This window comes from Ruminococcus sp. OM04-4AA (genome assembly GCF_003462585.1).
In the GTDB taxonomy this organism is placed as follows: domain Bacteria; phylum Bacillota; class Clostridia; order Lachnospirales; family Lachnospiraceae; genus Mediterraneibacter; species Mediterraneibacter faecis.
The window spans coordinates 24,555-51,464 of record NZ_QTZH01000001.1; the positions used below are offsets into that span (position 1 = coordinate 24,555).

The window sequence follows — 26,910 nt, forward strand, 5'->3', positions numbered from 1 at the left end:
GAAGATGGCAGGAAGAAAAAGAAGGAAGAACAGATTTCAATTTCTGACTAAAAAATTCCCGGTAAAAATGCAGAGAAAGCTGGTACTGCTGTTTATAGCAGTTATACTGGCTTTTCTTGTTCTTGTAGGAAGAATTACATACATTAATGTTACGAAGGGAAGCAAGTATACAAAGCTTGTACTGAATCAGAAAATTTATGACAGTAAGACAATTCCATATAAACGTGGAGATATTCTGGATAGAAACGGTACAAAAATAGCGACAAGTGAAAGGGTTTATAATGTGATTCTTGATGTTGCTGTAATGACAGATAAAGAAGAATATATAGATTCTACGATTAAAGTATTGAATAAATGTTTCGGAATCAGTGAAAAGACAGTACGAGAGATTGTAGAAGAAAAACCTAATAGCAGATATGTTATATTGAAAAAAGGAATCGATTACGAGACGGCTCAGAAATATAATGAGATAAAGAATGATACTGAGAATTATCCAAATGTAAAGGGAATCTGGCTGGAGGATGATTATAACAGAACATACCCATATAATACGCTGGCAAGTGATGTGATAGGTTTTACGTATTCCGGAAATATAGGAGCAATTGGAATTGAGAGTGCTTATAATGATGTTATGACGGGGACAGATGGCAGAGAGTATGGTTATCTGGATGAAGATGATACAGTCGAACAGAATGTAAAAGCAGCAAAGAATGGGAATAATGTTGTTACAACAATTGATATTACCTTACAGAGTATTGTGGAAAAATACATTCAACAGTTCAATGAAGAACATGCCGGAGAAGAAGGAAGTGGAGTGACCGGTAGCAAGAATACAGCGGTTATGATCATGAATCCGAATACCGGAGAGATTCTGGCTGAGGCCTCTTACCCTAATTTTGATTTGAATAAACCAAGAGATCTGTCCAGTATTTATTCCGAAGAAAAATGGAATGCGATAGATGAGAAGGATCAATTGAACATATTGAGTAGTATCTGGAGAAATTTCTGTGTCAGTGATGCATTTGAACCGGGGTCTACGATGAAACCATTCACTGTTGCAGCCGGATTGGAGACAGGAACTCTTACCGGAGAGGAATCTTATTATTGTGGTGGTTATCTTCATGTGGGAGATAATGATATCGGATGTCATCTTCGTTCTGGACATGGAACAGAAAGCACAATGGATGCGATTGCCAATTCCTGTAACGTTGCATTGATGGAAATGGCGGAAAAAATCGGAATTGATAATTTTATCAGATATCAGCATATCTTCGGATTTGGAGAATATACGGGAATTGACCTTCCGGCAGAAGCATCAACAGCAAGTCTTCTGTATACAACTGATACGATGACACCGGTTGATCTTGCAACGAATGCTTTCGGACAGAACTTTAATGTGACAATGACTCAGCTGGCAGCAGGGTTCAGTTCTCTGATCAACGGTGGGTATTATTATGAACCGCATGTTGTAAAGCAGATCCAGGATGAGAATGGAAATGTGATTGAAACGAAGAATCCCGTATTGCTCCGTAAGACAGTTTCGACAGAAACATCTGAATTAGTAAAAACATATTTACAGGCGGTAATGCAGTATGGTACAGGTAAGAGAGCCCAGGTGGAAGGATATGATATCGGAGCGAAGACCGGTACGGCGCAGAAACTTCCACGTAAAGATGGGAAATATCTTCTTTCTTATATCGGATATGCTCCACAGGAGAATCCGGAAGTTGTTATCTATGTGGTAATTGATGAAGCAAATGTGGATGCACAGGATAATAGTTCATTGGTTCTTGAACTTGCGAAGAATATCATGTCAGAAGCATTTCCGTATCTTGGTATCACAACCATAGAAGAGACAGGGGAAAGTCAGACACAGCAGAGCGGTCAGAGCTTTGAAGATACAGAGTATTCTGATTATGATCAGGACTATACAGATGATTACAGTAATGAAGACGGCTCATATGTTGATGAAAATTATAAGCCGGATTTGGACAGCTGGGCAACATCATCCAATATAGATTAAGTGTTATAGCAGACAGGCAAACAGGAATAACTCCGAAAAAGACATAATACATTGTAGAAATGTCTTTCTCGGAGTTATTTTTTGTGAAAAATAAAACATATAACCGAAAAAAAACAATAGTTGTTTTTTTCTGCGCAGTTCTTTTGATTTCGGCTCTTTTCGGAAGACTTGTTTATCTGATGATTTTTGATGCTGCACATTATCAGAAGCTGGCGAAAGATCTTCATGAGCGAGAAAGAAAAATCAAAGCGGCAAGAGGAGAGATTATTGACAGAAATGGAGTTGTCCTGGCAACGAACAGGACGGTATGCACAATTTCTGTGATCCATAATCAGATAAAAGATCCGGAGCAGGTGATCGCAGCTCTCTGTCAGGAACTTGGAGAAGAGGAAGAAAACATCCGGAAAAAAGTAGAAAAAGTGTCTTCGATGGAAAAAATTAAAACAAATGTGGAAAAAGAAACGGGGGATAGAATCCGTAATCTGGATCTTGCAGGAGTAAAAGTAGATGAGGATTTTAAAAGATATTATCCTTATGATACATTTGCATCCAGAGTTCTTGGATTTACAGGTGGGGACAACCAGGGAATCATCGGACTTGAAGTAAAATATGAAGAGGTATTAAAAGGAACCGATGGAACCATTCTTACAGTGACGGATGCGAGAGGAGTCGAACTTGAGAAAGTAGCAGAAGACAGGATTGAACCTGTGGCCGGGAACACGCTTCAGATTAGTCTGGATCATAATATTCAGAAGTACTGTGAACAGGCAGCAAAAAAGGTTCAGGAGGAAAAACAGGCGGATAGTGTATCTGTATTGCTTATGAATCCGCAGGACGGAGAGATATTTGCAATGGTAAATACACCGGAATTTAATCTGAATACCCCTTTTGAATTGATTGATGTGGATGAAAATACAGAACAGACGGATGAACAGGCTCAGGAGATGTTAAATCAGATGTGGCGAAATTCCTGTATTAATGACACATATGAGCCGGGATCAACGTTTAAAATCATTACAGCATCAGCATGTCTTGAAGAAGGTGTCGTTTCTTTGTCGGATACATTTTCCTGTCCGGGATACCGGATTGTAGAAGACAGAAAAATCCGGTGTCATAAGGTTGGTGGACATGGACAGGAAACGTTTATCCAGGGAATACAGAATTCCTGTAATCCGGTATTTATTGATATTGGTCTTCGGCTTGGAGCAGAGAAATTTTATGCTTATTTTAAACAGTTTGGATTACTTAGTCTGACGAATATTGATCTTCCGGGTGAAGCGGGAACAATTATGCATAACGTAGAAGATATTGGTCTTGTGGAATTGGCAACGATTTCATTTGGACAGTCATTTCAGGTAACACCGGTTCAAATGGCAACAACAGTAAGTTCGCTGGTTAATGGGGGATACCGGGTGACACCGCATTTTGGAGTGGCAGTTCTTGAAAAAGACGGAACAGAGATACGAAAGCTGAAATACAAAAAGAAGAATGGGATTGTATCTGAAAAAACATCGGAGACGATGAGAATACTTTTGAAGAGTGTGGTAGAAGAAGGATCTGGTAAAAATGGATACATTGAAGGATATTCGATCGGAGGCAAGACTGCAACATCACAGACTCTTCCAAGAAGCGCAAACAAGTATATTTCATCATTTATAGGGTTTGCACCGGCGGAAGATCCGCAGGTTCTTGGAATTGTAGTGATCCGTAACCCACAGGGGATTTATTACGGAGGAACGATTGCAGCTCCGGTTTTGCGCAGCATCTATGACAATGTACTTCCGTATCTCGGGATTGAAAAAAACTGACCAATGGAGTATACTGTAAAGTGCATTTTGAGAATCTGATGACAGAAAAGTACATAAGAAAGATTCTCTGTGTAAAACAAAAGAAATGAAGAGGTGTATATATGAACAGTCATGTAGTAATTCCGGTATTGATTGCATTTGTTATAAGCCTTGTGCTTGGACCGGTAGTCATTCCTTTCCTGAGAAGGTTAAAGATGGGACAGACGGAGCGTGTGGAGGGTGTACAGTCTCATTTGAAGAAGGCAGGAACACCGACAATGGGAGGTATTATCATTCTGGCAGCTGTCGTGATTACGTCCCTGTTTTATGTGAAGGACTATCCAAAGATCATCCCGGTACTTTTCCTTACAGTAGGATTCGGACTGATTGGATTTCTGGATGATTATCTTAAGGTTGTCATGAAACGTTCAGACGGACTTTTTCCAATGCAGAAGATGGCACTCCAGATTGTAGTGACAGCAATTTTTGCATTTTATATCGTAAAAGTAGCGAAGATTCCGCTTACAATGATCGTTCCATTCTCCGGCGGTTATGAATTGAATCTTGGATGGCTTGCAATTCCGGTTCTTTTCTTTGCAGTGATTGGTACAGTTAATGGAACAAACTTTACGGACGGACTGGATGGTCTTGCATCAAGCGTAACCGTTTTGGTGGCAACTTTTTTCACAGTTGTAGCAATAGGAACGAAGAGTGGGATTGAGCCGATCACTTGCGCAGTTGTCGGTGCATTGATGGGATTCCTTCTTTTTAATGTGTATCCGGCCAGTGTGTTCATGGGAGATACAGGTTCTCTTGCATTAGGTGGGTTTGTTGCAGGAACAGCATATATGATGCAGATGCCACTTTATATCATTATTGTTGGATTTATTTATCTTGTAGAAGTTATTTCAGTTATTCTGCAGGTAACATATTTCAAAAAGACGGGAGGAAAGCGTCTCTTTAAGATGGCACCGATCCATCACCATTTCGAGCTTTGTGGATGGTCAGAGACACGGGTAGTAGCAGTATTTTCTATCGTGACGGCAATTCTTTGCCTGATCGCTCTTATGGGGGTATAGAAGAATGATTGTAAAAGATAAAAACGTATTAGTATTTGGTTCTGGAATCAGTGGAGAGGCAGCATGTGCGCTCCTTTTGAAAGAAGAAGCAAAGGTCGTATTGTATGATGGTAACGATAAGCTGAATCCGGAAGAGATCCGTGCAAAGATTGAAGGCGGGGACAGTGAGTCACTGGAAATCATCCTTGGAACACTTGAGGGAGACAGGAAAGGAGAACTTCTTGATAAACTTTCTCTTGTTGTAATGAGTCCGGGGGTTCCGACAGATCTTCCAATCGTAAATGAGATGCGTGAGAAAGGACTTCCAATCTGGGGCGAGATCGAGCTTGCGTATGTCTTCGGAAAAGGTGATGTTCTTGCAATTACTGGAACGAACGGAAAGACAACGACCACTTCTCTGCTTGGAGAAATTATGAAAAACTATGCGCAGAGCAGTTTTGTGGTAGGAAATATCGGTAATCCATATACAAGTATTGCACTCCAGACAAGAGAGGATTCTGTAATTGTTGCTGAGATGAGCAGCTTTCAGCTAGAAACAATTCAGACATTCCGTCCGAGAGTCAGCGCGATCCTGAATATTACTCCGGATCATCTGAATCGTCATCATACGATGGAAGCATACATAGAGGCAAAGGAAAATATTGCGAAGAATCAGACAGAGAAAGATACTTGTGTTCTGAATTACGAAGATGATGTGACAAGGGTATTTGGAGAAAATGTAAAGTCAAAGGTTCTATATTTCAGCAGTCAGCGTATATTAGAAGAAGGAATCTATCTGGAAAACGGTCAGATCGTTCTTGCAATGAACGGAGAGAAGACACCGGTATGCCATGTAGATGAATTGAATATTCTTGGAACGCACAATCATGAGAATGCGATGGCAGCAACCGGAATGGCAGCAGCATATGGGGTTCCGGTAGATGTGATCCGCAGAACGCTGAAAGAGTTCCAGGGGGTCGAACATCGTATTGAATATGTGGCAGAAAAGAATGGAGTTGTATATTACAATGATTCCAAGGGAACAAACCCAGATGCAGCTATTAAGGGGATTCAGGCGATGAATCGTCCGACAGTTCTGATTGGTGGAGGTTATGATAAGGATTCTGCTTATGATGAATGGATCGATTCCTTTGATGGAAAAGTAAAGAAATTAGTACTTCTTGGTGCGACACGCGACAAGATCGCAGAGACAGCCAGAGCACATGGATTTGAAGAAATTGTGATGGCGGATACATTTGAGGAAGCATTTGCAAAATGTGTAGAGAATGCAAAACCGGGAGATGCAGTACTCCTTTCTCCTGCATGTGCAAGTTGGGGAATGTTTAAGAATTATGAAGAACGTGGGGATAAGTTTAAAGAGCTTGTAAATAATTTGTAAAGGGTGAACTGTATTGAAGCGTCCTGCAAAGAAGCACACGTATGATGATACACTGCTTGTGACGGTGCTGATTCTCGTACTGGTTGGTCTGATCCTTCTGACCAGTACAAGTGCATATAACGGCAGGGTGAAGTTTCATGATTCTTATTATTATCTGAAAAAGCAGGGACTGGCTACAGTTCTTGGAATGGCAGGAATGCTATGGATCGCAGGAATTGATTATCACAGATGGATTCCACTTGCTGTGCCAGGATATTTGGCTGCAATCGGTTTATCCATTGCTGTCATGGCATTCGGAAAAGAATATAACGGATCCAAAAGATGGTTGTCTTTGGGTCCGTTTTCTTTTCAGCCTTCAGAATTTTCTAAAGTAGCAGTGATCTTGTTTCTGGCCTGGCTGATCAACCGAAATGTGAAAAAAATATCAAAACTTCGGATAATGTCCGGAATGATGCTTTCAATCCTGCCGGTTGTCGGTCTGGTAGGGGCAAGTAATCTGAGTACAGCAATCATTATCCTCGGAATCGCAGTTACATTGATTTTTGTTGCAAGTCCAAGATATGCACAGTTTATATGGATGGCCGTATCAGGAGTTGGATTTTTGGGAATTTTCCTCGCCTTGGAAAGCTATCGGCTGGAGCGACTTGCAATCTGGCGCAATCCGGAGAAGTATGAAAAAGGATATCAGACATTGCAAGGACTTTATGCAATTGGAAGTGGAGGAATGTTTGGCCGGGGGCTGGGAAACAGTGTACAAAAACTGGGATCCTGCCGGAAGCACAGAATGATATGATTTTTTCTATTGTCTGTGAAGAATTAGGGCTTGTTGGTGCGGGGACTATCATTGTACTGTTTCTGATTTTAATCTGGAGATTTTTTGTGATTGCAACACACGCACCGGATCTTTTTGGCGCGTTGATTGCAGTGGGAGCCATGGCACATATGATGATTCAGGTAATATTGAATATTGCTGTCGTCACAAATTCTATACCGAATACAGGAATTACACTTCCGTTTATCAGTTATGGTGGAACGTCAGTTGTTTTTCTGCTTTTGGAAATGGGGCTTGTCCTTAGCATATCACGTTTGGTACAATAGAGTTGCCTGTATTTCATACAGATGGAGTCCGGGTATGGAAAACATGAACAGAGGAAGGAATCTGATCAATGAAAAAAAAGAAGAAAAAGAAGAAAAAGAAGAGAGGGATGTTCCGCTTTATTGTAATATTACTGTTGCTTGTAGTATTTGTTTTACTCTTTCAGACACGCAGTATAAAGGTGAAGGGAAATGAATATTACGGAGAGAATTCAATCATCAGCTGGCTCGAGAAAGATAAACTCTCCATGAATACGGTGTATTTATTCTGGAAATATAATTATACAGATGCAGAAGTTCCGTCCGTTGTGGAAGAAATGAAATTGACATTTGAAAATCCATGGACGCTTGTTGCGCATGTGAAAGAGAAAGGAAAATCCGGTTATGTTTCTTTCAATGATACAAATTTATATTTTGACCGGAAGGGGACAGCACTTTTTGAAAGCAAGAAAACTTTTACAGGAGTACCTTATGTGGAAGGACTTTCTTTCGATGCATCGAAAGTAGAGATCGGAAAAAGATTCCGGTGGAAGATGACAGTGCATTCACTTTGATCGCAGAGGCTTCAAAGTATCTGGTGAAATATTCACTTACACCGGATAAACTGGTATATGCCAATGAACAGAGTGTGGTATTATATTTTGGATCAGTAGAAGTTTTAATTGGGAATAAAGAATATGAGATCAGAATTGCACAGATCAAACCGATTCTTGAGAAGCTGAAGGAACAGTATCCGGATCAGGCGGGGGTACTTCATCTTGAGAATTATGAAGCAGATTCAGCATCAATTAACTTTACACCGCAGTCTTGAAGCTGAATTGTTGGAAAAAAACCAAAAATAAGAAAAAATCTATTGATTATTTACGGAAAAGACTTTATTATATACTTATTGAATTGTATCGTTCAATTAAAATAAGGGATGTATATAAGAATTAATAAGACGACAAAGGAGGAACTACTCTTGTTAGAAATTAAAACCAACGAATCTGAAGCGGCTGCAAGAATTATTGTTGTCGGAGTCGGCGGAGGCGGTAACAATGCCGTGAACCGAATGATCGACGAACAGATTGCAGGCGTAGAATTCATAGCTGTGAATACAGATAAACAGGCATTACAGCTGTGTAAAGCACCGACACTTATGCAGATCGGTGAAAAACTGACAAAAGGACTTGGTGCTGGTGCACAGCCTGAGATGGGAGAGAAGGCAGCAGAAGAAAGCGCTGAGGAGATCCAGGCTGCATTAAAAGGTGCAGACATGGTATTTGTTACCTGCGGTATGGGAGGCGGAACTGGAACAGGTGCTGCTCCGGTTATCGCAAGAATTGCGAAAGAGCAGGGCGCTCTGACAGTAGGAGTTGTCACAAAGCCTTTCCGTTTCGAATCCAAGACAAGAATGCAGAATGCAATCAATGGTATTGATAAATTAAAGGAGAACGTTGATACAATCATCGTTATCCCGAATGACAAACTGCTTGAAGTTGTAGACAGACGTACTACTATGCCGGAAGCTTTGAAAAAGGCTGACGAGGTTCTTCAGCAGGGTATTCAGGGTATCACAGACCTGATCAATGTACCATCTCTGATCAACCTTGACTTTGCTGATATCCAGACAGTTATGAAGGATAAAGGTATTGCACATATCGGTATTGGTGCAGGACGCGGAGATGACAAGGCACTCGAAGCAGTTAAGCAGGCTGTTGCCAGTCCACTGCTTGAGACAACAATCACAGGTGCATCTAATGTTATCGTTAATGTATCTGGAGACATTACACTTATGGATGCTTCTGATGCAGCTGATTATGTACAGGAGCTTGCAGGCGAAAGTGCAAGTATCATCTTCGGTGCTATGTATGATGATACAAAATCTGATGAATGTACAATCACAGTTATTGCTACGGGCTTACATAATGTAGGCGGAAGTGCATCCAAGCTGAAAGCAAGACTGGAAGGACAGCAGAAGACAAGTTCTATCCTTCCGAATGGTGTAGAAAGTCATACAAGACCATCTTATGACTATACAGCACAAAGAACAGCTCAGACATCAACAGTAAGACCGCAGGGTGGAACAATGCCAACACTGCAGCCAAGATCAACAACTGGTGGAGTAAGAGAACAGTCTATTAAGATTCCGGATTTCTTTAAGAAATAATTGAATTGAAAAAATGATGAAACGGTCTGAAGTATCAGGCCGTTTTTCTTTTATGTCGAAGGATGTCAGAAATTCTTCTATTTTCTTTCTGTTTTACTGTCAGTATCTGACAAAATTTCCAAAGAGCAAATTTTATAATTCTATATGACATCGAGGATGACTCGAAATGAAAAGGAAGGTGGAAGATGCACTATGAGTTGTACATAGATCTTTTTTTTCTGGAAAATTTCATGATGGATAGCCTGTTACTTTTCGTGACAGAACGGATTACGGGTGGAAAATATAGTTTTAAAGGAGTTTTATCCGGAGCATTCCTTGGAAGTGTGTTGACATGTCTGATGCTGGTTGTATCTGTTCCCGCCTGGATGAAAAACATAGCCTTTTATCTGGTGATTCCATTTTGTATGCTTTGGTTAAAAAATAGGAAACAATGTATGCTCCAGATACTCAAAGGAATGGGATTGCTTTACCTTTTTGGAATGTTCCTGGGGGGCACGTTGATGATGTTTCGTCCTTATCTGCATTATATCAGTCTGTTTTATGGGATTGCGGTGCTTAGCTCACAGGGGATTCTGATGGCCTGGAAGTTCTTGAAAGTTCTTAAGATAGAGCAGGAACGGTGCTGTGAAGTGATTTTATTTACAGAAACAGATAGTTATAAGGTTCATGCATTGAGGGATACGGGAAACTGCCTGACAGATCCACTCAGTGGTGAAGGGGTGCATGTACTGGATTGTAATTTTTATCATCAGGTAATGAAAGAAGCAATGGAATTCAGGTATATTCCATATCGAAGTGTTCATGGTAGTGGCATTATGAAAATTTTCCGGATCAGGAAAATGTGTGTGGAAATAAATGAAAAAGAATGGATAGAATTTCCGTTGATCGGTGTGAGCGAATCACCGATCAGTGGGGAGGAAGATTATCAATTGATATTGAACTGTAAGGTGCAGATGCTGTGAATGAAAAACTGTGCCGCAACAGAAGATGTAAGAAAGAAACCAGGAGGAATTTATATGATGGTTAAAGTGGCTGTGCCGGAGAAATTTAAATTAAGGATTGTACCAAATGTCAGGACGATTTTATTTGGTGGTCAACAGGAGATTCATTACATAGGAGGCAGTGAGGTTCTTCCTCCACCATTGGAAAATGAAAAAGAACGTGAGGTGGTAAGGTGGCTTGGAACAGATCGAGATGAAAAGGCGAGAAAGATACTGATTGAACATAATTTGCGTCTGGTTGTTTATATAGCAAAGAAGTTTGATAATACAGGAGTAGGTGTAGAAGATTTGATTTCTATTGGTACCATCGGTCTGATCAAAGCAATCAATACATTTAATCCATCAAAGAAAATTAAACTGGCAACATATGCTTCACGTTGTATTGAGAATGAGATTTTGATGTATTTGAGACGAAACAGTAAGACGAAGATGGAAGTTTCCATTGACGAACCTTTAAATGTAGATTGGGATGGAAATGAACTGCTTCTATCTGATATTCTTGGGACAGAAGAGGATACAATTTATCGGGATCTGGAGGATGAGGCAGAAAGAAAGATTCTGTTTCGTGCCTTGAATAAACTGTCAGGAAGAGAGAAATTAATCGTTCGTATGAGGTTTGGACTGGATCATCCGGAGGGAAAAGAAATGACGCAGAAGGAGGTTGCGGATCAACTTGGAATCTCTCAGTCTTATATATCAAGACTGGAAAAGAAAATTATGCACAGACTTCGGATGGAAATGGTCCGGTATGAATAGCAGTTACAAAAATTTAATAAAAAGAAAGATGTACAATTTCCCGTATGGTGTTAAAATAAAAGAAAAAGTATCTGAAGCTTAAAAAGAAAAGATACAGGACAGAAAGGGTTGAGGATGTATGAAATTAACATTTGTAGGTGCAGCCCATGAGGTTACGGGAAGCTGTCATTTTCTGCAAGTAGCAGGAAAGAATGTTTTGGTTGACTGCGGTATGGAACAGGGGCCGGATTTGTATGAGAATCCGGGACTTCCGATCAGTGCAACAGAAGTGGATTATGTATTCCTCACACATGCACATATTGATCATTCCGGAATGTTGCCAAAGCTTGCAAAGGATGGGTTTAAAGGGCAGATTTTCACTACCTATGCGACAGCGGATTTGTGTGATATCATGCTTCGTGACAGTGCGCATATTCAGGAATTTGAGGCAGAGTGGAGGAATCGAAAAGGCAGGAGAGCAGGAAAGCCGGAGTATGAACCGGTTTATGAGATGCAGGATGCACTTAATGCGATTGAATTGCTTGTGCCTTGTCAGTATGGGGAGCGCATTACAATCTGTGAGGGAATCCAGATCCGGTTTACAGATGTAGGACATCTGCTTGGATCAGCAAGTATTGAAGTCTGGGCAACAGAAGACGGAGTGACAAAGAAGATTGTATTTTCCGGAGATATTGGAAATCTGGATCAGCCGATTATTAAAGACCCGGCTTATACAGAGAGTGCGGACTATATTGTGATGGAGTCTACGTATGGCAACCGGCTGCATACGCAGGAAAAACCGGATTATCTGGGAGATTTTACAAGAATCCTGAAAGAGACATTTGATAAAGGGGGAAATGTTGTTATTCCTTCCTTTGCTGTGGGCAGAACTCAGGAACTCCTCTATTTTATACGTGAGATCAAAGAAAAGGAATTATTAAAAGAATATCAGAATTTCGAAGTATATCTGGACAGTCCGCTTGCAATTGAGGCAACGAAGATATTTACAAAAAATATGAGAGAGTGTTTTGATGAGGATGCACTTGCACTTGTTAATGCAGGGATTAATCCACTTATATTTGATGGACTTAAGACTGCAACAACAAGTGATGATTCTAAGATGATCAATTTTATCGAGAAACCAAAGGTGATCATCTCAGCTTCTGGAATGTGCGATGCTGGTCGTATCCGTCACCATCTGAAGCATAATTTGTGGAGAGAAGAGTGTACGATTCTTTTTGTTGGGTATCAGGCAATGGGCACTTTAGGACGCAGACTGATCGAGGGCGAAAAGAATGTGAAGCTGTTCGGTGAGCCGATTGAAGTTAAGGCAAGAATTGAGAGCCTTCATGGAATTAGTGGTCATGCGGATATGAATGGGCTCTTAAAATGGCTGGGAGCGTTTAAAGAGGCGCCACAACGCGTCTTTGTTGTGCATGGTGAAGATACCGTAACAGAAGAGTTTGCAAAGACGGTGGAAGAAAAATTTGGATATCAGGCTTATGCACCGTTTCCGTGCAGTGAAGCAGACCTCCTGACAAATGAGATCTTAAGTGAAGGTGTAAAGATTCCGGTGAAGGCGAAAAAACCGGCACAGCGTAAAGCGGATGCGGCGTTTGAACGTCTTGTTGCAGCAGGAAGGCGTTTACTTGATATTATTTACAAGAACGAAGGTCTCGCGAATAAAGACAAAGCAAAATTCGAGTCGCAGATTAATAATTTGTCGGATAAATGGGATATTTGATTGTCAAGGACTAAAACTTTATAAAATTCAGCACTTCATGGAATATCTTATTCAAAGAGTGAGAATGATTCTAAGTAGAAAAAAACTTAGGAGGTTTCTTACAATGGTTGTGAATAAGGTAGAACTGTGTGGAGTGAATACATCAAAGCTCCCACTTCTCAAGGAAAAGGAGAAGGAGGAGCTTTTTCGCAGGATTCGTCAGGGGGACAAGTTGGCGCGGGAAGAATACATCAAAGGAAATCTTCGGCTGGTGCTTAGTGTGATGAAACGGTTTGACAGCAGTAATGAAAATGCAGATGATTTGTTTCAGATTGGATGTGTGGGGCTTGTAAAGGCCGTAGATAACTTTGATCCAGATCGCCAGGTGAAGTTTTCTACCTACGCAGTTCCTATGATCATAGGAGAAATCCGCCGGTATCTGCGAGATAACAGTTCCCTTCGCGTGAGCCGCTCATTGCGTGATATAGCTTATAAAGTAATTTATACAAGAGAAGGTTATATTCGAAAAAATATGAAAGAACCTAGCATTCAGGAAATCGCAGAAGAGATTGGACTTTCAAAAGAAGAAGTAGTTTATGCACTGGATGCAGTACAGACACCAATGAGTCTTCAGGAACCGGTGTATAATGATGGTGGCGATGCACTGTATGTGATGGATCAGGTCAGTGATAAGAAGAACAGAGAAGAAAACTGGGTGGAAGAGTTGTCTTTAGAAGCTGCGATGGAACGGCTGAATGAAAGAGAGAGACGGTTGATCCGTTTACGATTTTTTGAAGGAAAGACGCAGATGGAAGTTTCGGAACAGATAGGAATTTCGCAGGCACAGGTGAGCCGTTTAGAGAAAAATGCTTTAAAAACAATGAGACAATATCTTCTTGGAAAATAGAGAGAAAGTATTGAAATTTTTATGACTTCATACTATGATAAATGGGAAGAAAATGTTACAGAAAGTAACAGAAAAGAGCAGATATGGTTATGGTGTAATGTAACCAATGATAAAGTATGGAGGCAGCTATGATAAAGGCTTGTATTTTTGATCTGGATGGAACGTTGACAAACACATTGGATTCACTGGAATATTCAGTCAATGAGACGATGAAAGAGATTGGAATGCCACAGATCACAAAGGAACAGTGCCGGCAGTTCGTTGGAGATGGAGCGAAGGTTCTGCTTGAACGGACATTAAAGGCAGGCGGGGATACAAAACTGTGTCATCTTGAAGAGGCGGTGGAAGCGTATGCCAGGATATTTGATGCAAATTGTATGTATAAGGTTGCTCCGTACGAAGGAATTCCACAGATGTTGCAGCAGTTGAAAGAGAGTGGTATCAAACTTGCAGTTTTGTCAAACAAGCCAGACAGACAGGCCGTCCATGTGGTTGAAGAAGTATTTGGGAAAGAACTTTTTGACTATATACAGGGGCAGAAGGATGGAGTTCCTAAGAAACCGGATCCGACGGCCGCGTTGACGATTGCCAGTTCATTTGGGGTTTTGCCGGAAGAAGCAGCATACATCGGAGATTCAGAAGTGGATCTTGCAACAGGGCACGCGGCAAGGATGCAGACAATTCTTGTGTCCTGGGGATTCCGTGGAAGAGAAGCTCTTTTAGAGGACGGAGCTGAATGTATTGTTGATTCAGCGGAAGAGATACGAAAGATTGTTAAGAAACAGGAGGAGAAGTAATGGGAGAGTACAATGAAGAGTGTCTGAAGACTTTTTTGGAGAAGCAGGAGCAGCTTTTTGATGAACCGGTAGCAGAGACCCTTGAGGCAGCAGAAGCTTTTCTGGAGGACTGTATGGCAGTTGTTGTAGAATCTCTGGCTGAAGTAAGAGAATACTTTGAAGAGAATGGCATGGATGTAGACGGGATGTCAGAGGAAGAATTGGAAGAGGCTTCTGAAGTGTTTGCACTGCCGGATGGTACTTATCTGATCGTAGAAGGATAAGCAGAATTAAAATCGTAGTAATTGTGAAAAAGCAATTGAAAAGCCACAGATAGGATGGACTGTGGCTTTTTTATATATTAGGAAAGTTCTTTCCTAATATATAAAAATTGCTGTAACTGTTCAGAGCCAACCTCCAAAATGCTACGCATTTCGTCGGTGTGGCGTATCCGCCAAATAAAATTTCAAAAACAGTCTAAAAAATGCAAGGATTTTACACCTGTTTTATGAAATTTTGCTTGGCTCTGAACAGTTACAAATTGCTTATGAAGAGATGTTAGTTTCAGCAATGCAGCATTGAGGATCGGATTCAGGAGACGGTTCTTTTGGATGGAACATAAGAATCAGAAGAAGAATCAAAAGAATGCCAAGAGCAGCAAAAATAATAGTATAGATGATCTCTTTCATATGAAGGACAATGATTTTAGTTTTTGATTTCATGAGGACCCCCCTTTTTATATAATTTATGAATTTACAGAGCAAATATGCATGACAAATATTCATACATGCGGTAAAATAAAGATTGCTGTTTGCAAGAGGAAGTTATATGACAACAAGCCCGTGTTGCTTACAGTGGGAAGAAGAGGATGGAAAACACATTTAGGAAAGGAAGAAGAAGATGTATATTATAGCAGGATTAGGCAATCCGACGAAAGAATACGAAGGAACAAGACATAATGTCGGATTTGATGTTATAGATCGACTTTCTGAGAGATATAATATAGATGTAACTATGGAGAAGCATCGCGCTTTGATTGGAAAGGGTATGATTGCAGGACAGAAGGTGATTTTGGTAAAACCGCAGACTTATATGAACCTTAGTGGCGAGAGCATCCGAAGTGTGATTGACTATTATAAAGTGGATCCTGAGACGGAACTGATCGTGATTTATGATGATATCAGTCTGGGGGTAGGACAATTAAGAATTCGTGCAAAAGGCAGTGCAGGTGGGCATAATGGAATAAAAAATATTATTGCACATCTTGGCGGACAGGTTTTTCCGAGAATAAAAGTAGGAGTTGGAGAAAAACCACCGAAGTATGATCTTGCAGATTATGTTTTAGGACATTTTTCTAAGGCGGAACAGGAACTGATGAGCGAAGGTTATGATAATGCGGTAAAAGCGGTGGAACTGATCGTGAGTGACCAGATGAGCGAAGCGATGAACGAATATAATCGTAAAAAGAAGGACGAGTAGAGATGCAAGCTTTTTTAGAACCATTAAAAGAACTGGCTGATTATCAGGAGATTGTCAGTTCGAGAAGAAAGAAAACGGGTTTCCAGCAGATCGCAGGATGTGTGAATTCACAGAAGATACATCTTGCGAAAGCACTGAGCGATGGCTTTGAGTACAGAGTCATCGTTTTTTCCAGTGAAGAAAAAGCAAAGCAGGCTTATGAAGAATGGCGTGTACTGGAGGAAAATGTATGGTTTTATCCGGCAAGAGATCTTTTGTTTTATCATGCAGATATTAAGGGCGCATTTTTGACAGGGAAACGTATGGAAGTATTGCGTGCGATTGTAGAGAAGAAAGGACGGGAAGCAATTACTGTAGTTACAACAATGGACGCATTTCTGGATGGGCTTCCATCGAAAGAAGAACTGTACGGGAACAGGATTAAGATTCATGCAGAAGAGGCGTTGGATTTTCAGAAATTACAGGAAAACCTTTCGATATTAGGATATGAAAGGGAAAACCAGGTTGAAAGTCCGGGACAATTTGCAGTCAGAGGTGGGATTCTGGATGTATTTCCACTGACAGAAGAGAATCCGGTTCGAATTGAATTATGGGGAGATGAAGTTGATTCTATTAGAAGTTTTGATGTGGAAAGTCAGAGGTCGACAGAGAATTTACAGGAAATAGAAATCTATCCGGCAACTGAGAACTGGAAGCAGATGGAAACGGAAAGCTTTTTGGCATATTTTCCGGTAAAGGAGACAATCTTGTTTTTGGATGAACCGGTACGTCTTCAAGAATCTGCAGAAATCGTAGAAAAAGAGTACTTTCACAGCTTGGAGAGCAGAGAAGAAGCAGGTATCGAGGCAGATGAGATTCCGATTCAGGTAGAACAGACAGATCATACGATTGGAAAGATGAACAAGTATTATGGAATTGCATTTACCATGTTGGAATCAAAATGTGGAATGTTTAAAGTAAGGTCTGTCTACAGTCTGCAGGTTAAAACTGTCAATCCGTATAATAGCAGTTTTGAGCTCCTGACACGAGATCTGAAGAAACTGAAAAGAACAGGGTATCGCGTGATTCTTGTTTCGGGCTCAAGAACAAGAGCAAAACGTCTTGCAGAAGATCTGAGAGATTATGACCTGAGCAGTTTTTACAGTGAAGAGATGGAACGGCAGGTGAATCCGGGAGAGATTATGGTAACCTGTGGTTATATTGCAGAGGGATACGAGTATCCAATGTTAAAGTTTACGATCATCTCGGAATCTGATATTTTTGGTAAGAAAAAGAAAAAAAAGAAAAGAAAAACTTATGAAGGGAAAAAAATCCAGGAATTTGCCGAACTTAAACCGGGAGACTATGTGGTACATGAGAATCACGGACTTGGAATTTATCAGGGGATTGAGAAAGTCGAAGTAGATGCTGTTACTCGGGATTATATGAAAATTTCCTATGCGGACGGAGGAATTCTATATATACCGGTAACACAGATGGATCTGATCCAGAAATACGCAGGAGCAGATGCAAAGCCACCGAAATTGAATAAGCTTGGTACACCTCAGTGGAAAAAAACAAAAGGACAGGTAAAAAAAGCGGTTCAGTTAATCGCAAAAGATCTTGTAAAACTCTACGCAACGCGCCAGCAGACAGAAGGTTATGTTTATGGACCGGATACGGTCTGGCAGAGAGAGTTTGAGGAGATGTTTCCATTTGAAGAGACAGAGGATCAGCTTCGTGCAATTGAAGATACAAAGAAAGATATGGAAAGTACGAAGATCATGGATCGTCTGATCTGCGGAGATGTAGGATATGGTAAGACTGAAATTGCGATAAGAGCAGCTTTTAAGGCAGTGCAGGAAGGGAAACAAGTTGTTTATCTTGTACCTACAACGATTCTTGCGCAGCAACACTATAATACATTTATTCAAAGATTTAAAGATTTTCCGGTGCGTGTTGACCTGATGAGCCGTTTTCGGACGCAGGCGCAACAGAAAAAAACAGTAGAGGATTTGAAAAAAGGTCTGGTTGATATCGTGATCGGAACACACAGAGTGCTTTCAAAGGATGTTGGATATAAAGATTTAGGACTTCTGATCATAGATGAAGAACAACGTTTTGGTGTGACGCATAAGGAAAAAATTAAAAAATTAAGAGAAAATATAGATGTGCTGACGCTGACAGCAACGCCAATCCCGAGAACACTTCATATGAGTCTGATCGGAATTCGCGATATGAGTGTGCTTGAGGAAGCGCCGATGGATCGTATGCCAATACAGACGTATGTAATGGAATACAATGATGAGATGGTCCGTGAAGCAATTGAGCGTGAACTCGCTAGAGGTGGACAGGTCTATTATGTTTATAACAGAGTGGAAAATATTGCAGATGTGGCACTCCGTGTGCAGAAATTGGTGCCGGATGCAAGAGTATCTTACGCACATGGACAGATGAATGAGCATCAGTTGGAAGATATTATGTATGATTTTATCAATGGTGATATTGATGTGCTTGTATCAACAACAATTATTGAAACAGGACTGGACATTGCGAATGCTAATACGATGATCATACAGGATGCAGATCGATTTGGACTGTCACAGTTATATCAGCTGCGAGGAAGAGTTGGGAGATCCAATCGAATGGCATATGCATTTCTGCTGTATCAGAGGGATAAGATGCTTAAAGAAGTTGCAGAGAAGAGGCTGGCTGCAATTCGCGAATTTACAGATCTTGGATCGGGATTCAAGATTGCAATGCGTGATCTTGAGATCCGAGGTGCGGGAAATCTTCTGGGAGAGTCGCAAAGTGGCCATATGGCAGCAGTTGGATATGACCTGTATTGCAAGATGCTTAATGAGGCTGTCAGTCAGTTGAAAGGTGAAAAAGAAGAAGCAGACTACGCTACAACAATTGACCTTGATATAGATGCATTTATTCCGGAATCTTACATTAAAAACGAGTATCAAAAATTGGATATTTATAAGAGGATTGCCACAATTGAAACAGAAGAAGAGATGGATGATATGACAGAAGAACTGATTGATCGTTTTGGAGATCTTCCGAAAAAAGTACAGCAGCTTCTTCATATTGCAGCACTTAAGAGTCTTGCGCATTCTGCATATATTACAGCGATAGAACAAAAGGGAAAAGACTACAAATTTATCTTATATGAAAAAGCAAATCTGGATCCGGCAAAAATTCCGGCACTTTTAAAGAAATATGGAAATAATATGACTTTCAAAGCAGAAGCAGTCCCGTATTTCCTTTATCAAAAGAAAGGGAGAAGTGGAAAAGAGAAAGGGGAAAATGTTCTGCAGATGCTAAGAGAAATTATAGAGAGTATTCGCGAACTTCGATTAGATTAGGGAAGTTGAGGAGATTCTGTGTTTGGGGTTGTGATAGAACAAAAAACACGATATAATGAGCGGTAGTATGGCTGCGTAAGTAAATACGTAAAAAGAGGAGGATTTACCAGATGGTACGTTTGGCAAAAAGGCTGGCAGTGCTTGCAGTGGCAGGCACATTGACAGCAACATCTTTGACGGGATGTGGAACAATAAATACAGATGAGACAGTTGCAACAGTCGGTGATGAGAAGATTACACTTGGAGTCGCGAATTTTTACGCAAGATTGCAGCAGGCTCAGTATGAAACCTACTATGCGAGTATGATGGGAACAACAGCAGAAGAGATGTGGGCAAAGGAAGCATCAGACGATCAGACATATGAGGAGCAGACAAAGAAGAGTATTCTTGAGAATCTGGAGAATATGTATCTTGTTTCACAGCATGCATCTGACTATGATGTTGCACTGACAGAGGAAGAGCAGCAGGCGATTAAAGATGCAGCAGCAAAATTCGGTGAAGATAATTCGGATGATGTGAAGAAAGTGGTATCAGGAGATGAGGAGGAAGTGGCTAAAGTTCTCGAACTGATGACAATTTCGAATAAGATGGAAACGGAAATGGAAGCTGGTGTGGATGAGAATGTATCAGATGAAGATGCAGCACAGAAGAGTATGCAATATCTCTTGTTCTCATATACAACAACAGATGATTCGGGAGAATCCCAGACATTATCAGATGATGAGAAAGAAGCCTTGAAGACGACCGCACAGGCATTTGATGATCGGTTAAAGGGGGGAGAAGATATGGAGACTGTTGCATCAGCAGCAGGACTTACAGCCCAGACAGCTACATTTGATTCTGAAAGTACAAGCCCGGATAAGGATCTGATCGCAGCAGCAGATGCATTGACAAATGAAGGCGATGTTACAGATATTATAGAGACAGAGAATGGAATTTATATTGCAAAGCTTACAAGTCTTTTAGACAGAGAGGCAACAGAAAGTAAAAAAGAAAGTATTGTAAGTGAGAGAAAAAAGGAACAGTATGATTCACTTCTGGAGCAGTGGAAAAAGGATACAAAAATCAAAGAAGAGAAAAAAGTATGGAAGAAGATCAGTTTTGAAGAACAGGGTGTAACAATTAAAACGTCAGATACATCAGATACTTCAGACAGCCAGAATTAAAAAACAGGGACAAAAAACTTTGTGAAGACTAATAAGTTTTTGTCCCTGTTATATTTATATATTAGGAAAGTCCTTTCCAAATATATAAAAAACACTCCGCTTAGGATGCGCACCGCGCACGAAAAATTAAATGTATTCCAGTTTTTCGAAATAATGCATCAGAATATCGGCACAGTTTTCAACACCGAGTTCGGAAGTGTCAAGAATCATGTGATAATCATTCACATCTCCCCAGGTCTTGCCGGTGTGTTCGTAATAATAAGCAGCACGCTCTTCATCTGTATGCTCCACCTTTTCTTTTGCGGCATCATGATCAAGATTTTCTTTTTTCATGATTCTCTGAATGCGGTCCTCTTTGGCAGCACTCACATAGATGTTTAATACATTCATCCGGTCTTTCAGAATATCTGAGGCGCATCGTCCGAGGATGATACAAGGGCTTTCAGCCAGTTTCCGGATTGCTTCAGCTTCACTTTCATATTTGTGATCAGAGAGCTTTTCTTCTATATAGGCCTTGTCATAGACCGGAATATCAAGTCGTTTCGAAAGCTCTTCAGCAATAATGCTGGCTCCGGTACCGAAACGACGACTCATAGTAATTACTAATTTCATAATGAAGTCCTCCTTTGTAGAAATAACATTCAGATGATTTTTATTATAGCACGTTCTGTTTGATTTGTCTCGGTTTTACTTACTTGTATCCAATGATGAAAAATTGCTGATAAAAATGTATCCATTTTTTTAAGAGAAACAAAGGGGGATGTTTTGATGAAAAAATGGATGTAAAACTTTATACAATCCCCCATTGCAAGATCATGTATACTAATGATATAATTTATAGTAGCGTTTTTGGCAGTTGCCAGAAGCAAACTTATGGATGATTAAAAATTTGAGTAGGTGACGGATTTGAAGAATAAGATCAAACGTTTTGCAAAGGGGGATTTTCACATCCCGCAGCCGGAAATTATTTTTCCTGAGACTCACATTACGATGCGTGTCGGAGAAGGAGAAAAATATGAGGGAAGCTTTTCTCTGCAGAATGAAGGGGAAGGGACAATACGTGGGCTTGTATATCCTTCTTCCTATCGTGTACAGTGCGCAGAGCAGGGCTTTGATGGAAATCCAGTAAATATTTATTATACATATGATGGAAGAGGACTTGTGCCGGGACATGTTGAACATGGAAAATTTACGATTGTATGTAATGGTGGAGAGTATGATATTGCATTTACTGCAATTATTGAGAAACCATTTGTTATGACTCGATACGGAAAGGTTCAGAGTCTGGAAGATTTTAAGAAGCTTACATATCGTGATGCAGCTGAGGCAGTGAAGTTATTCCGATCCAGAGATTTCTTTGAGATTCTCAAATATGAAGATACGAGGATCAAGGCACTTTATAATAATATGCGTAAATGGGAACTGGATCAGCACGCCCTTGAAGAATTCTTGGTAGGGTGCAAGCAGAAAGAGAAGATTTTTCTTACATTAGAAGAAGAAAGCCGTGCTTTTATTTCTCTTGTAGAAGACAGAAAAGAGACTTTTACTGTGAAGAAAAATACCTGGGGATATCTGGAGATTGATGTAAGAACAGAAGGTGATTTCCTTTCTGTTGAGCACAGACATCTGACGACAGATGAATTTATAGGTAATGCCTATCGTTTGGAATATGGTATTTCTATGGACAAGCTTCACAGAGGAAGTAACTTTGGAAGGATTATTCTGGAAACTCCATATGAAACACTGAGTTATGAGGTCGTAGTGGAAAAGGATATTTGCAGAGATGAGGAACATCGTGCAAATGAAAAAGAATTTAATGGAATTCTGAAAGATTATCTGAAATATGAAGGTGACAAGATGTCACTGGAGGATTGGACAGAGACTTCTATTAAGAAGATTTCACATCTTCGCGAGGTAGATGAACGTAATGAGTTCTACCTTCTTGCCCAGGCACATATCTGCATTTTGGGTAATCGGATGGATGAGGCAAAATGGCTTTTAGAATCTTATAACTACAATCGTTTTGCAATCGGTAAGGATGTTGAATTGAGTTCCTATTACCTTTATCTGACGACAAAGCTGAGTAATGATTCGATTGGGCAGAGAAGAGTAGCAGAAGAACTTTCACGTTCCTTTATGAAGCATCCGGACAGCTGGCGGATTCTTTGTATGCTGATCGAGGTTGATTCGGAATATAAAATCTACAGTGAAAGACTGAATGTGCTTGAGAAGCAGTTTATGGAGTATAAGTCTCACAGTTTATGGTTCTATCTTCAGGCATTCCGTTGTTTTAAAGAGAAGAGTTCATCTCTTAAAAAACTCGGACAGTTTGAAGTACAGGTTCTGCTTTTTGGCGTGAAATATAAACTGATGACGAAGGAGCTTGCATTATATACAGCAAACCTGGCAAGTCAGATGAAGAATTTTGATAAACATCTGTATAATGTACTTGTGAAGTGTTATGAGATGTATGATGAAGCAATGATACTGGCTTCCATCTGTACATTGCTTATAAAAGGCAGCAGAACAGAACACATCTATTTCCATTGGTATGAGAAAGCGGTAGACGCAGAGCTGAAGATCGCGCAGCTTTACGAATACTATATGGCGGCTGCGAGACCGGAAGAATTTCATAAGCAGCTTCCACGTTCGGTATATTTGTATTTTATGCATGGAAATTCTCTGGATTATAAGAAATGCGCATTTTTGTATGCAAATCTGATCACTTATGAAGATGAGACAAGTGAGATTTATGCGCACTACAGAGATGAAATGGAAGAATTCACATGGAATCAGCTGGAAAAGAGAAATATAGATGAAGATCTGCGGATCATTTATAAACGGTTCCTTGTAGAGACGGATATCAGTCAGGACAGAATCCGTGCTCTTTATGATGTGTGTCATGCTTATTGGATCACAACAAAGGTGCCGAACATGAAATTTGTTCATGTGATTGCAGCAGATGGAACCATTACACAGAAGGCAGCTTATACCGAGAATGGCGCCAGAGTATTTCTGTATGCAAAGACAGACCGTATTGTCTGGGAAGCAAAAGACGGAAGACATTATACGGATTCGATTCCATATGAGAGTAAACGACTGTTTTATGAACTAAGATATATGGATATCTGCAGAAAATATGCCAATAGTCTGAACAGAAGTAAAGCACTTGAGGAAGAGGAAGAGCTGACTCTGGAAATCGTAAAAGAAAAAGGTCTGGAAAATTTCCCGGAGGATGAGATCCAGGTACTGTGCAGCAAGATGATTCGTGAGACAAATTATGAGAATGATGATTTCCTGACCTATGTTTGTTATGACTTATTTAAGAAAAAACAGTATGATAAAGTGATTCTTACTTATTTGGCAAACTTCTACTGTGGAGCAACACAGGAGATGAAGGAATTGTGGAAAGTTGCTAGAGAGTATGAAGTCCATACGCACAAACTGGCAGAACGGATCATTACACAGATGCTCTTTTCTGAGGAATTATTCCAGGAGACAAAAGTATTTGAAGCTTATTATGATGAAGGGGCATATTTCCGGCTCCAGCAGGCTTATCTGGCATATGTCTCCAGAGAATATGTTGTAGAAGCACGTAAGATTGAGAAATCTATAATTGATATTATCTGCAGGGAAGCAGAGAAGGGTGAGGCAACAATCGATATTTGTATGATTGCTGTTTTAAAATATTATTCGAATCAAGCGTATGAAACAAACCTTAAGAAGACGCTGAAAAAGTTTATGCAGGAACTTTGCGGCAAACAGATTTATTTCCCATTTTTCCTTAAGTATGATAAGGAGTGGCTGATTGAATTCCAGTTGTGGGATAAGACACTGGTAGAATACAAGGGTCAGAAGGATAGCCGTGTCATGTTGTATTATCAGTTGCAGAAAGGTGGAAACGGAGATTCTGATTATGCAACAGAACTTCTGACACCAATGTATGAGAATTTGTATGTGAAGAAGTTTGTGCTGTTCTCACATGAACGACTGATCTATTATTTTAAAGAAACAATTGACGGAAATTCTTACAGAAGTGAGAAAGAGCTCTGTCAGCATACGGTTGAAAAAGGTGAACCGGGCAGATATGGAAGGCTCAATGACATTATTCTGGAAGAAGATCCGGAAGAACGAGAGAAGAAGATGAAGCAGTATGCACTGGAAGATGCGGTTGCATCACATATGTTCATACAGTATTAAGGAGGAAATCTTTTCATGGGACAGGGAAGTATAATTGGATATGAGATAAATGAAAAGACATGCCAGATCAGTTTTTATAATGATAAAGAGATGGAGCCTCAGACACTGGAAGTTGATGCAGATAATTTTCAGATTCCTTTGATTATTGGAAAACTAAGAGACACATGGCATATGGAAAAGAGGCAAAACGTCTTGCAACACTGAAAGAAGGATTTACAGTTGCCCGTCTGCTTTCGAGAAGTCTTGCAAATGAAAAAATTGAATTTGGAGATGAGACATATGATGCAGTATGGCTGCTTTCTCAGTTTATTCAGATGTCTTTACAGGCATTTCCCAAAATTGATGGAATTGTGTTTAGCGTACCGGTTCTTACAGAAGAATTGGCACAGATGCTTCGAAGGATCGCAGTTCGCATGAATATTGATAAAAGACATATCTTTATTCAGGATTATAAAGAGAGTTTTTGTAATTATCTCTTCTATCAGCCGAAAGAACTGTGGCAGTATGATGCAGCATTGTTCTGCTGTGACCGTAATGAGATCAAAGCATATATGCTGCGCAGACTGAAGCCGGGACTTGGTGGTGGAAAGACTACATTTGTTACGGTTGATGAAGTTGCAAATGCACATATGAAAGAACTGGCGCTTGTTTATCCGGTTTTGAACGAGGACAGAGCAAAAGAAGCCGATGCGATGTTCTGCAAATTTATACAGAGCGTGTTTGATAAGAGAATTGTTTCTTCTGTATTCCTGACAGGAGAAGGGTTCGAAAATAACTGGTATCCGAAGTCATTGCGAGTGCTTTGCAATGGAAGAAGAGCATTTATCGGAAATAATCTGTACAGCAAAGGAGCTTGCTATACTGCATACAGAAAACTGTATATGCATATAGAGAATCCGGTTTATCTATCGGAGACTAAGCTGACAGATCAGATCACAGTCAATATGCGTGTGGATGGTCAGGAAATGTGGTATCCGCTTGTTTCCTGGGGTGCACACTGGTATGAGTCGAATAATCAGTGGGAAGTGATCCTTGAAGAGGGTGATGATATAGAATTCCATATCGAGTCACTGGTTCAGGGAACGGTTAAGACCGAAAAAATCTCTCTGGAGAGACTTCCGAAGAGAGCAGAGTATTCGATAAGACTTCAGATAGAAACGATGTTTCTGGATGAAAAAACCTGCAAGATTACAGTACGTGATGTCGGATTTGGAGATTTCTTCCTACCGACGGATTTCCGTGAGGAAAAGGTGATACATTTAGGAGGTAATGATGGGAAATTTAATTCTTTGTCATGACAGACACGCGGCACATCCTTATGAGATTTCCAGGATCCATTGCAGGATCTTTACGATAGAAGAATTGTGTTACTATCTGTGTAATAATTTATATTTGATCGATTATACGATCATGAATGAACCGCTTTGCACCTGGCTGGAAGAAGAGATTGGGATGAAAGAACTGGCAGAGCAGCTTCGAGATTTGATGCGTATGCGTGGATCTGTCGAGAATTTTGTTCTTACAATCCTGAAAGCTTCAAAGATCTATAAAGAATCGGAAATGATCCGTATCCAGAATGTTTTGGAACATCTGAAAAATCAGAAGGATGTAGAGCGTAAGAAGTATAAAGGCGATAATCTTCTCGAAAGCGGTGAGATTGAAGAAGCGATCATCGTTTATCAGGAAATCCTGAATCAGGAAAAAGATGAGAGTGTAGATGAAAAATTCTATGGAAAGATCTATGCATGTCTTGGAGCAGCATATGGACGATTGTTCCTTTATCAGGAAGCGGCCAAAATGTATGACAGAGCCTATCAGATCTGCGAAGATAAGGAATTACTAAAACCATATCTGTATGCGTCTTATAAGTATATGTCGCTGGAAGAATTTCACATTTTGCTTACAAAGCACAGTGAATATCAGGAAGTGAATGCACAGATGAGAAGCGAGATGGACGAAGTGAAGCAGAATCTTCAGATTGAGCCAAATGAAGTACTTTTGGAGAAGTGGAAGAGGAAACATAGAAGAAATCATACATAATACAGACTTTTTATGCAGCTGT

22 protein-coding genes and 1 pseudogene are annotated in these 26,910 nt (G+C 40.2%); 21 read left to right on the plus strand and 2 right to left on the minus strand.

Annotated features, from left to right (window positions below; genetic code table 11):
- The first annotated feature begins 4 nt into the window (after positions 1-4).
- From DXB52_RS00125 to DXB52_RS00185, 14 genes and pseudogenes are all read left to right on the plus strand, one after another.
- Positions 5-2,023 carry a peptidoglycan D,D-transpeptidase FtsI family protein gene (locus tag DXB52_RS00125; protein ID WP_118106227.1) on the plus strand — a complete coding sequence of 673 codons (2,019 nt, stop codon included), beginning with the start codon at positions 5-7 and terminating at the stop codon, positions 2,021-2,023.
- 83 nt (positions 2,024-2,106) lie between these two features.
- A complete protein-coding gene (locus DXB52_RS00130; protein ID WP_117960232.1) occupies positions 2,107-3,831 on the plus strand; it encodes a peptidoglycan D,D-transpeptidase FtsI family protein in 1,725 nt (574 codons plus the stop codon).
- Positions 3,832-3,932: 101 nt separating this feature from the next.
- Positions 3,933-4,889, plus strand: coding sequence for a phospho-N-acetylmuramoyl-pentapeptide-transferase (mraY, locus tag DXB52_RS00135; protein ID WP_015528861.1), 957 nt, complete (start codon positions 3,933-3,935; stop codon positions 4,887-4,889).
- 4 nt (positions 4,890-4,893) lie between these two features.
- Positions 4,894-6,267 carry a UDP-N-acetylmuramoyl-L-alanine--D-glutamate ligase gene (gene murD, locus DXB52_RS00140; RefSeq protein ID WP_117540062.1) on the plus strand — a complete coding sequence of 458 codons (1,374 nt, stop codon included), beginning with the start codon at positions 4,894-4,896 and terminating at the stop codon, positions 6,265-6,267.
- Positions 6,268-6,331: 64 nt separating this feature from the next.
- Positions 6,332-7,365, plus strand: a pseudogene (locus DXB52_RS00145) (FtsW/RodA/SpoVE family cell cycle protein).
- Positions 7,366-7,433: 68 nt separating this feature from the next.
- Complete coding sequence (locus DXB52_RS00150) at positions 7,434-7,916, plus strand: cell division protein FtsQ/DivIB (RefSeq protein ID WP_472519878.1); 483 nt, start codon at positions 7,434-7,436, stop codon at positions 7,914-7,916.
- Positions 7,889-8,173, plus strand: a complete 285-nt coding sequence (locus tag DXB52_RS16425; protein ID WP_472519879.1) for a hypothetical protein — start codon at positions 7,889-7,891, stop codon at positions 8,171-8,173. Before DXB52_RS00150 ends, DXB52_RS16425 begins: the two co-directional genes overlap by 28 nt.
- A 150-nt stretch (positions 8,174-8,323) precedes the next feature.
- A complete protein-coding gene (gene ftsZ, locus DXB52_RS00155) occupies positions 8,324-9,511 on the plus strand; it encodes a cell division protein FtsZ (protein WP_117540068.1) in 1,188 nt (395 codons plus the stop codon).
- 185 nt (positions 9,512-9,696) lie between these two features.
- Positions 9,697-10,473 carry a sigma-E processing peptidase SpoIIGA gene (locus DXB52_RS00160; RefSeq protein WP_117908086.1) on the plus strand — a complete coding sequence of 259 codons (777 nt, stop codon included), beginning with the start codon at positions 9,697-9,699 and terminating at the stop codon, positions 10,471-10,473.
- Positions 10,474-10,527: 54 nt separating this feature from the next.
- A complete protein-coding gene (gene sigE, locus DXB52_RS00165; RefSeq protein WP_117908131.1) occupies positions 10,528-11,268 on the plus strand; it encodes an RNA polymerase sporulation sigma factor SigE in 741 nt (246 codons plus the stop codon).
- Positions 11,269-11,386: 118 nt separating this feature from the next.
- The gene (locus DXB52_RS00170) at positions 11,387-12,991 is read left to right on the plus strand and encodes an MBL fold metallo-hydrolase RNA specificity domain-containing protein (RefSeq protein WP_117540072.1); all 1,605 of its coding nucleotides are present in this window, start codon (positions 11,387-11,389) and stop codon (positions 12,989-12,991) included.
- Positions 12,992-13,094: 103 nt separating this feature from the next.
- Complete coding sequence (gene sigG / locus DXB52_RS00175; RefSeq protein WP_117540074.1) at positions 13,095-13,877, plus strand: RNA polymerase sporulation sigma factor SigG; 783 nt, start codon at positions 13,095-13,097, stop codon at positions 13,875-13,877.
- A gap of 128 nt (positions 13,878-14,005) precedes the next feature.
- The gene (locus DXB52_RS00180; RefSeq protein WP_117960236.1) at positions 14,006-14,674 is read left to right on the plus strand and encodes an HAD family hydrolase; all 669 of its coding nucleotides are present in this window, start codon (positions 14,006-14,008) and stop codon (positions 14,672-14,674) included.
- Positions 14,674-14,937: a hypothetical protein gene (locus DXB52_RS00185; RefSeq protein ID WP_015528870.1), complete on the plus strand. Its 264-nt coding sequence runs from the start codon at positions 14,674-14,676 to the stop codon at positions 14,935-14,937. The genes DXB52_RS00180 and DXB52_RS00185 overlap by 1 nt, the downstream gene beginning before the upstream one ends.
- 261 nt (positions 14,938-15,198) lie before the next feature.
- Here the strand turns inward: DXB52_RS00185 and DXB52_RS16065 are convergent, their stop codons facing one another.
- On the minus strand, positions 15,199-15,375 hold the full coding sequence (locus DXB52_RS16065; RefSeq protein WP_155492217.1) for a hypothetical protein: 177 nt from the start codon (positions 15,373-15,375) through the stop codon (positions 15,199-15,201).
- A gap of 178 nt (positions 15,376-15,553) precedes the next feature.
- Here DXB52_RS16065 and pth point away from each other — a divergent pair, with 178 nt between their 5' ends.
- The 3 genes from pth (at position 15,554) to DXB52_RS00200 (ending at position 20,648) form a co-directional block, all read left to right on the plus strand.
- Positions 15,554-16,132 carry an aminoacyl-tRNA hydrolase gene (pth, locus tag DXB52_RS00190; protein WP_117825581.1) on the plus strand — a complete coding sequence of 193 codons (579 nt, stop codon included), beginning with the start codon at positions 15,554-15,556 and terminating at the stop codon, positions 16,130-16,132.
- A 2-nt stretch (positions 16,133-16,134) separates the two neighbouring features.
- Positions 16,135-19,482, plus strand: a complete 3,348-nt coding sequence (gene mfd, locus DXB52_RS00195) for a transcription-repair coupling factor (RefSeq protein ID WP_117960238.1) — start codon at positions 16,135-16,137, stop codon at positions 19,480-19,482.
- A 110-nt stretch (positions 19,483-19,592) separates the two neighbouring features.
- Positions 19,593-20,648 (plus strand): peptidyl-prolyl cis-trans isomerase, encoded by a 1,056-nt coding sequence (locus DXB52_RS00200; protein WP_117960240.1) that lies wholly within the window; start codon positions 19,593-19,595, stop codon positions 20,646-20,648.
- Positions 20,649-20,774: 126 nt separating this feature from the next.
- Here DXB52_RS00200 and DXB52_RS00205 read toward each other — a convergent pair whose 3' ends face one another.
- The gene (locus tag DXB52_RS00205) at positions 20,775-21,260 is read right to left on the minus strand and encodes a cytidylate kinase-like family protein (protein ID WP_117540084.1); all 486 of its coding nucleotides are present in this window, start codon (positions 21,258-21,260) and stop codon (positions 20,775-20,777) included.
- A 285-nt stretch (positions 21,261-21,545) separates the two neighbouring features.
- On the opposite strand from DXB52_RS00205, the gene DXB52_RS00210 reads away from it, so the two are divergent.
- From DXB52_RS00210 to DXB52_RS00220, 4 genes are read left to right on the plus strand one after another with little or no spacing between them, the layout of a single operon-like run.
- Positions 21,546-24,848, plus strand: a complete 3,303-nt coding sequence (locus DXB52_RS00210; protein WP_472519880.1) for a DUF5717 family protein — start codon at positions 21,546-21,548, stop codon at positions 24,846-24,848.
- 15 nt (positions 24,849-24,863) lie between these two features.
- Entirely contained in the window at positions 24,864-25,052 is a 189-nt protein-coding gene (locus DXB52_RS16430) for a hypothetical protein (protein WP_472519881.1), read from the plus strand.
- The gene (locus DXB52_RS00215; protein WP_472519882.1) at positions 25,013-26,146 is read left to right on the plus strand and encodes a DUF5716 family protein; all 1,134 of its coding nucleotides are present in this window, start codon (positions 25,013-25,015) and stop codon (positions 26,144-26,146) included. The genes DXB52_RS16430 and DXB52_RS00215 overlap by 40 nt, the downstream gene beginning before the upstream one ends.
- Positions 26,121-26,888 (plus strand): hypothetical protein, encoded by a 768-nt coding sequence (locus DXB52_RS00220; RefSeq protein WP_015528877.1) that lies wholly within the window; start codon positions 26,121-26,123, stop codon positions 26,886-26,888. The genes DXB52_RS00215 and DXB52_RS00220 overlap by 26 nt, the downstream gene beginning before the upstream one ends.
- Positions 26,889-26,910: the final 22 nt, after the last annotated feature.

Excerpts from the sequence above, each read along its gene's own strand:
- DXB52_RS00125 (WP_118106227.1), top strand. The coding sequence starts at position 5 with ATGGCAGGAAGAAAAAGAAGGAAGAACAGATTTCAATTTCTGACTAAA.
- mraY (WP_015528861.1), top strand. The coding sequence starts at position 3,933 with ATGAACAGTCATGTAGTAATTCCGGTATTGATTGCATTTGTTATAAGC.
- murD (WP_117540062.1), top strand. The coding sequence starts at position 4,894 with ATGATTGTAAAAGATAAAAACGTATTAGTATTTGGTTCTGGAATCAGT.
- DXB52_RS00150 (WP_472519878.1), top strand. The coding sequence starts at position 7,434 with ATGAAAAAAAAGAAGAAAAAGAAGAAAAAGAAGAGAGGGATGTTCCGC.
- DXB52_RS00160 (WP_117908086.1), top strand. The coding sequence starts at position 9,697 with ATGCACTATGAGTTGTACATAGATCTTTTTTTTCTGGAAAATTTCATG.
- sigE (WP_117908131.1), top strand. The coding sequence starts at position 10,528 with ATGATGGTTAAAGTGGCTGTGCCGGAGAAATTTAAATTAAGGATTGTA.
- DXB52_RS00170 (WP_117540072.1), top strand. The coding sequence starts at position 11,387 with ATGAAATTAACATTTGTAGGTGCAGCCCATGAGGTTACGGGAAGCTGT.
- sigG (WP_117540074.1), top strand. The coding sequence starts at position 13,095 with ATGGTTGTGAATAAGGTAGAACTGTGTGGAGTGAATACATCAAAGCTC.
- DXB52_RS00180 (WP_117960236.1), top strand. The coding sequence starts at position 14,006 with ATGATAAAGGCTTGTATTTTTGATCTGGATGGAACGTTGACAAACACA.
- DXB52_RS00185 (WP_015528870.1), top strand. The coding sequence starts at position 14,674 with ATGGGAGAGTACAATGAAGAGTGTCTGAAGACTTTTTTGGAGAAGCAG.
- DXB52_RS16065 (WP_155492217.1), bottom strand. The coding sequence starts at position 15,375 with ATGAAATCAAAAACTAAAATCATTGTCCTTCATATGAAAGAGATCATC.
- pth (WP_117825581.1), top strand. The coding sequence starts at position 15,554 with ATGTATATTATAGCAGGATTAGGCAATCCGACGAAAGAATACGAAGGA.
- mfd (WP_117960238.1), top strand. The coding sequence starts at position 16,135 with ATGCAAGCTTTTTTAGAACCATTAAAAGAACTGGCTGATTATCAGGAG.
- DXB52_RS00200 (WP_117960240.1), top strand. The coding sequence starts at position 19,593 with ATGGTACGTTTGGCAAAAAGGCTGGCAGTGCTTGCAGTGGCAGGCACA.
- DXB52_RS00205 (WP_117540084.1), bottom strand. The coding sequence starts at position 21,260 with ATGAAATTAGTAATTACTATGAGTCGTCGTTTCGGTACCGGAGCCAGC.
- DXB52_RS16430 (WP_472519881.1), top strand. The coding sequence starts at position 24,864 with ATGGGACAGGGAAGTATAATTGGATATGAGATAAATGAAAAGACATGC.
- DXB52_RS00215 (WP_472519882.1), top strand. The coding sequence starts at position 25,013 with ATGGCATATGGAAAAGAGGCAAAACGTCTTGCAACACTGAAAGAAGGA.
- DXB52_RS00220 (WP_015528877.1), top strand. The coding sequence starts at position 26,121 with ATGGGAAATTTAATTCTTTGTCATGACAGACACGCGGCACATCCTTAT.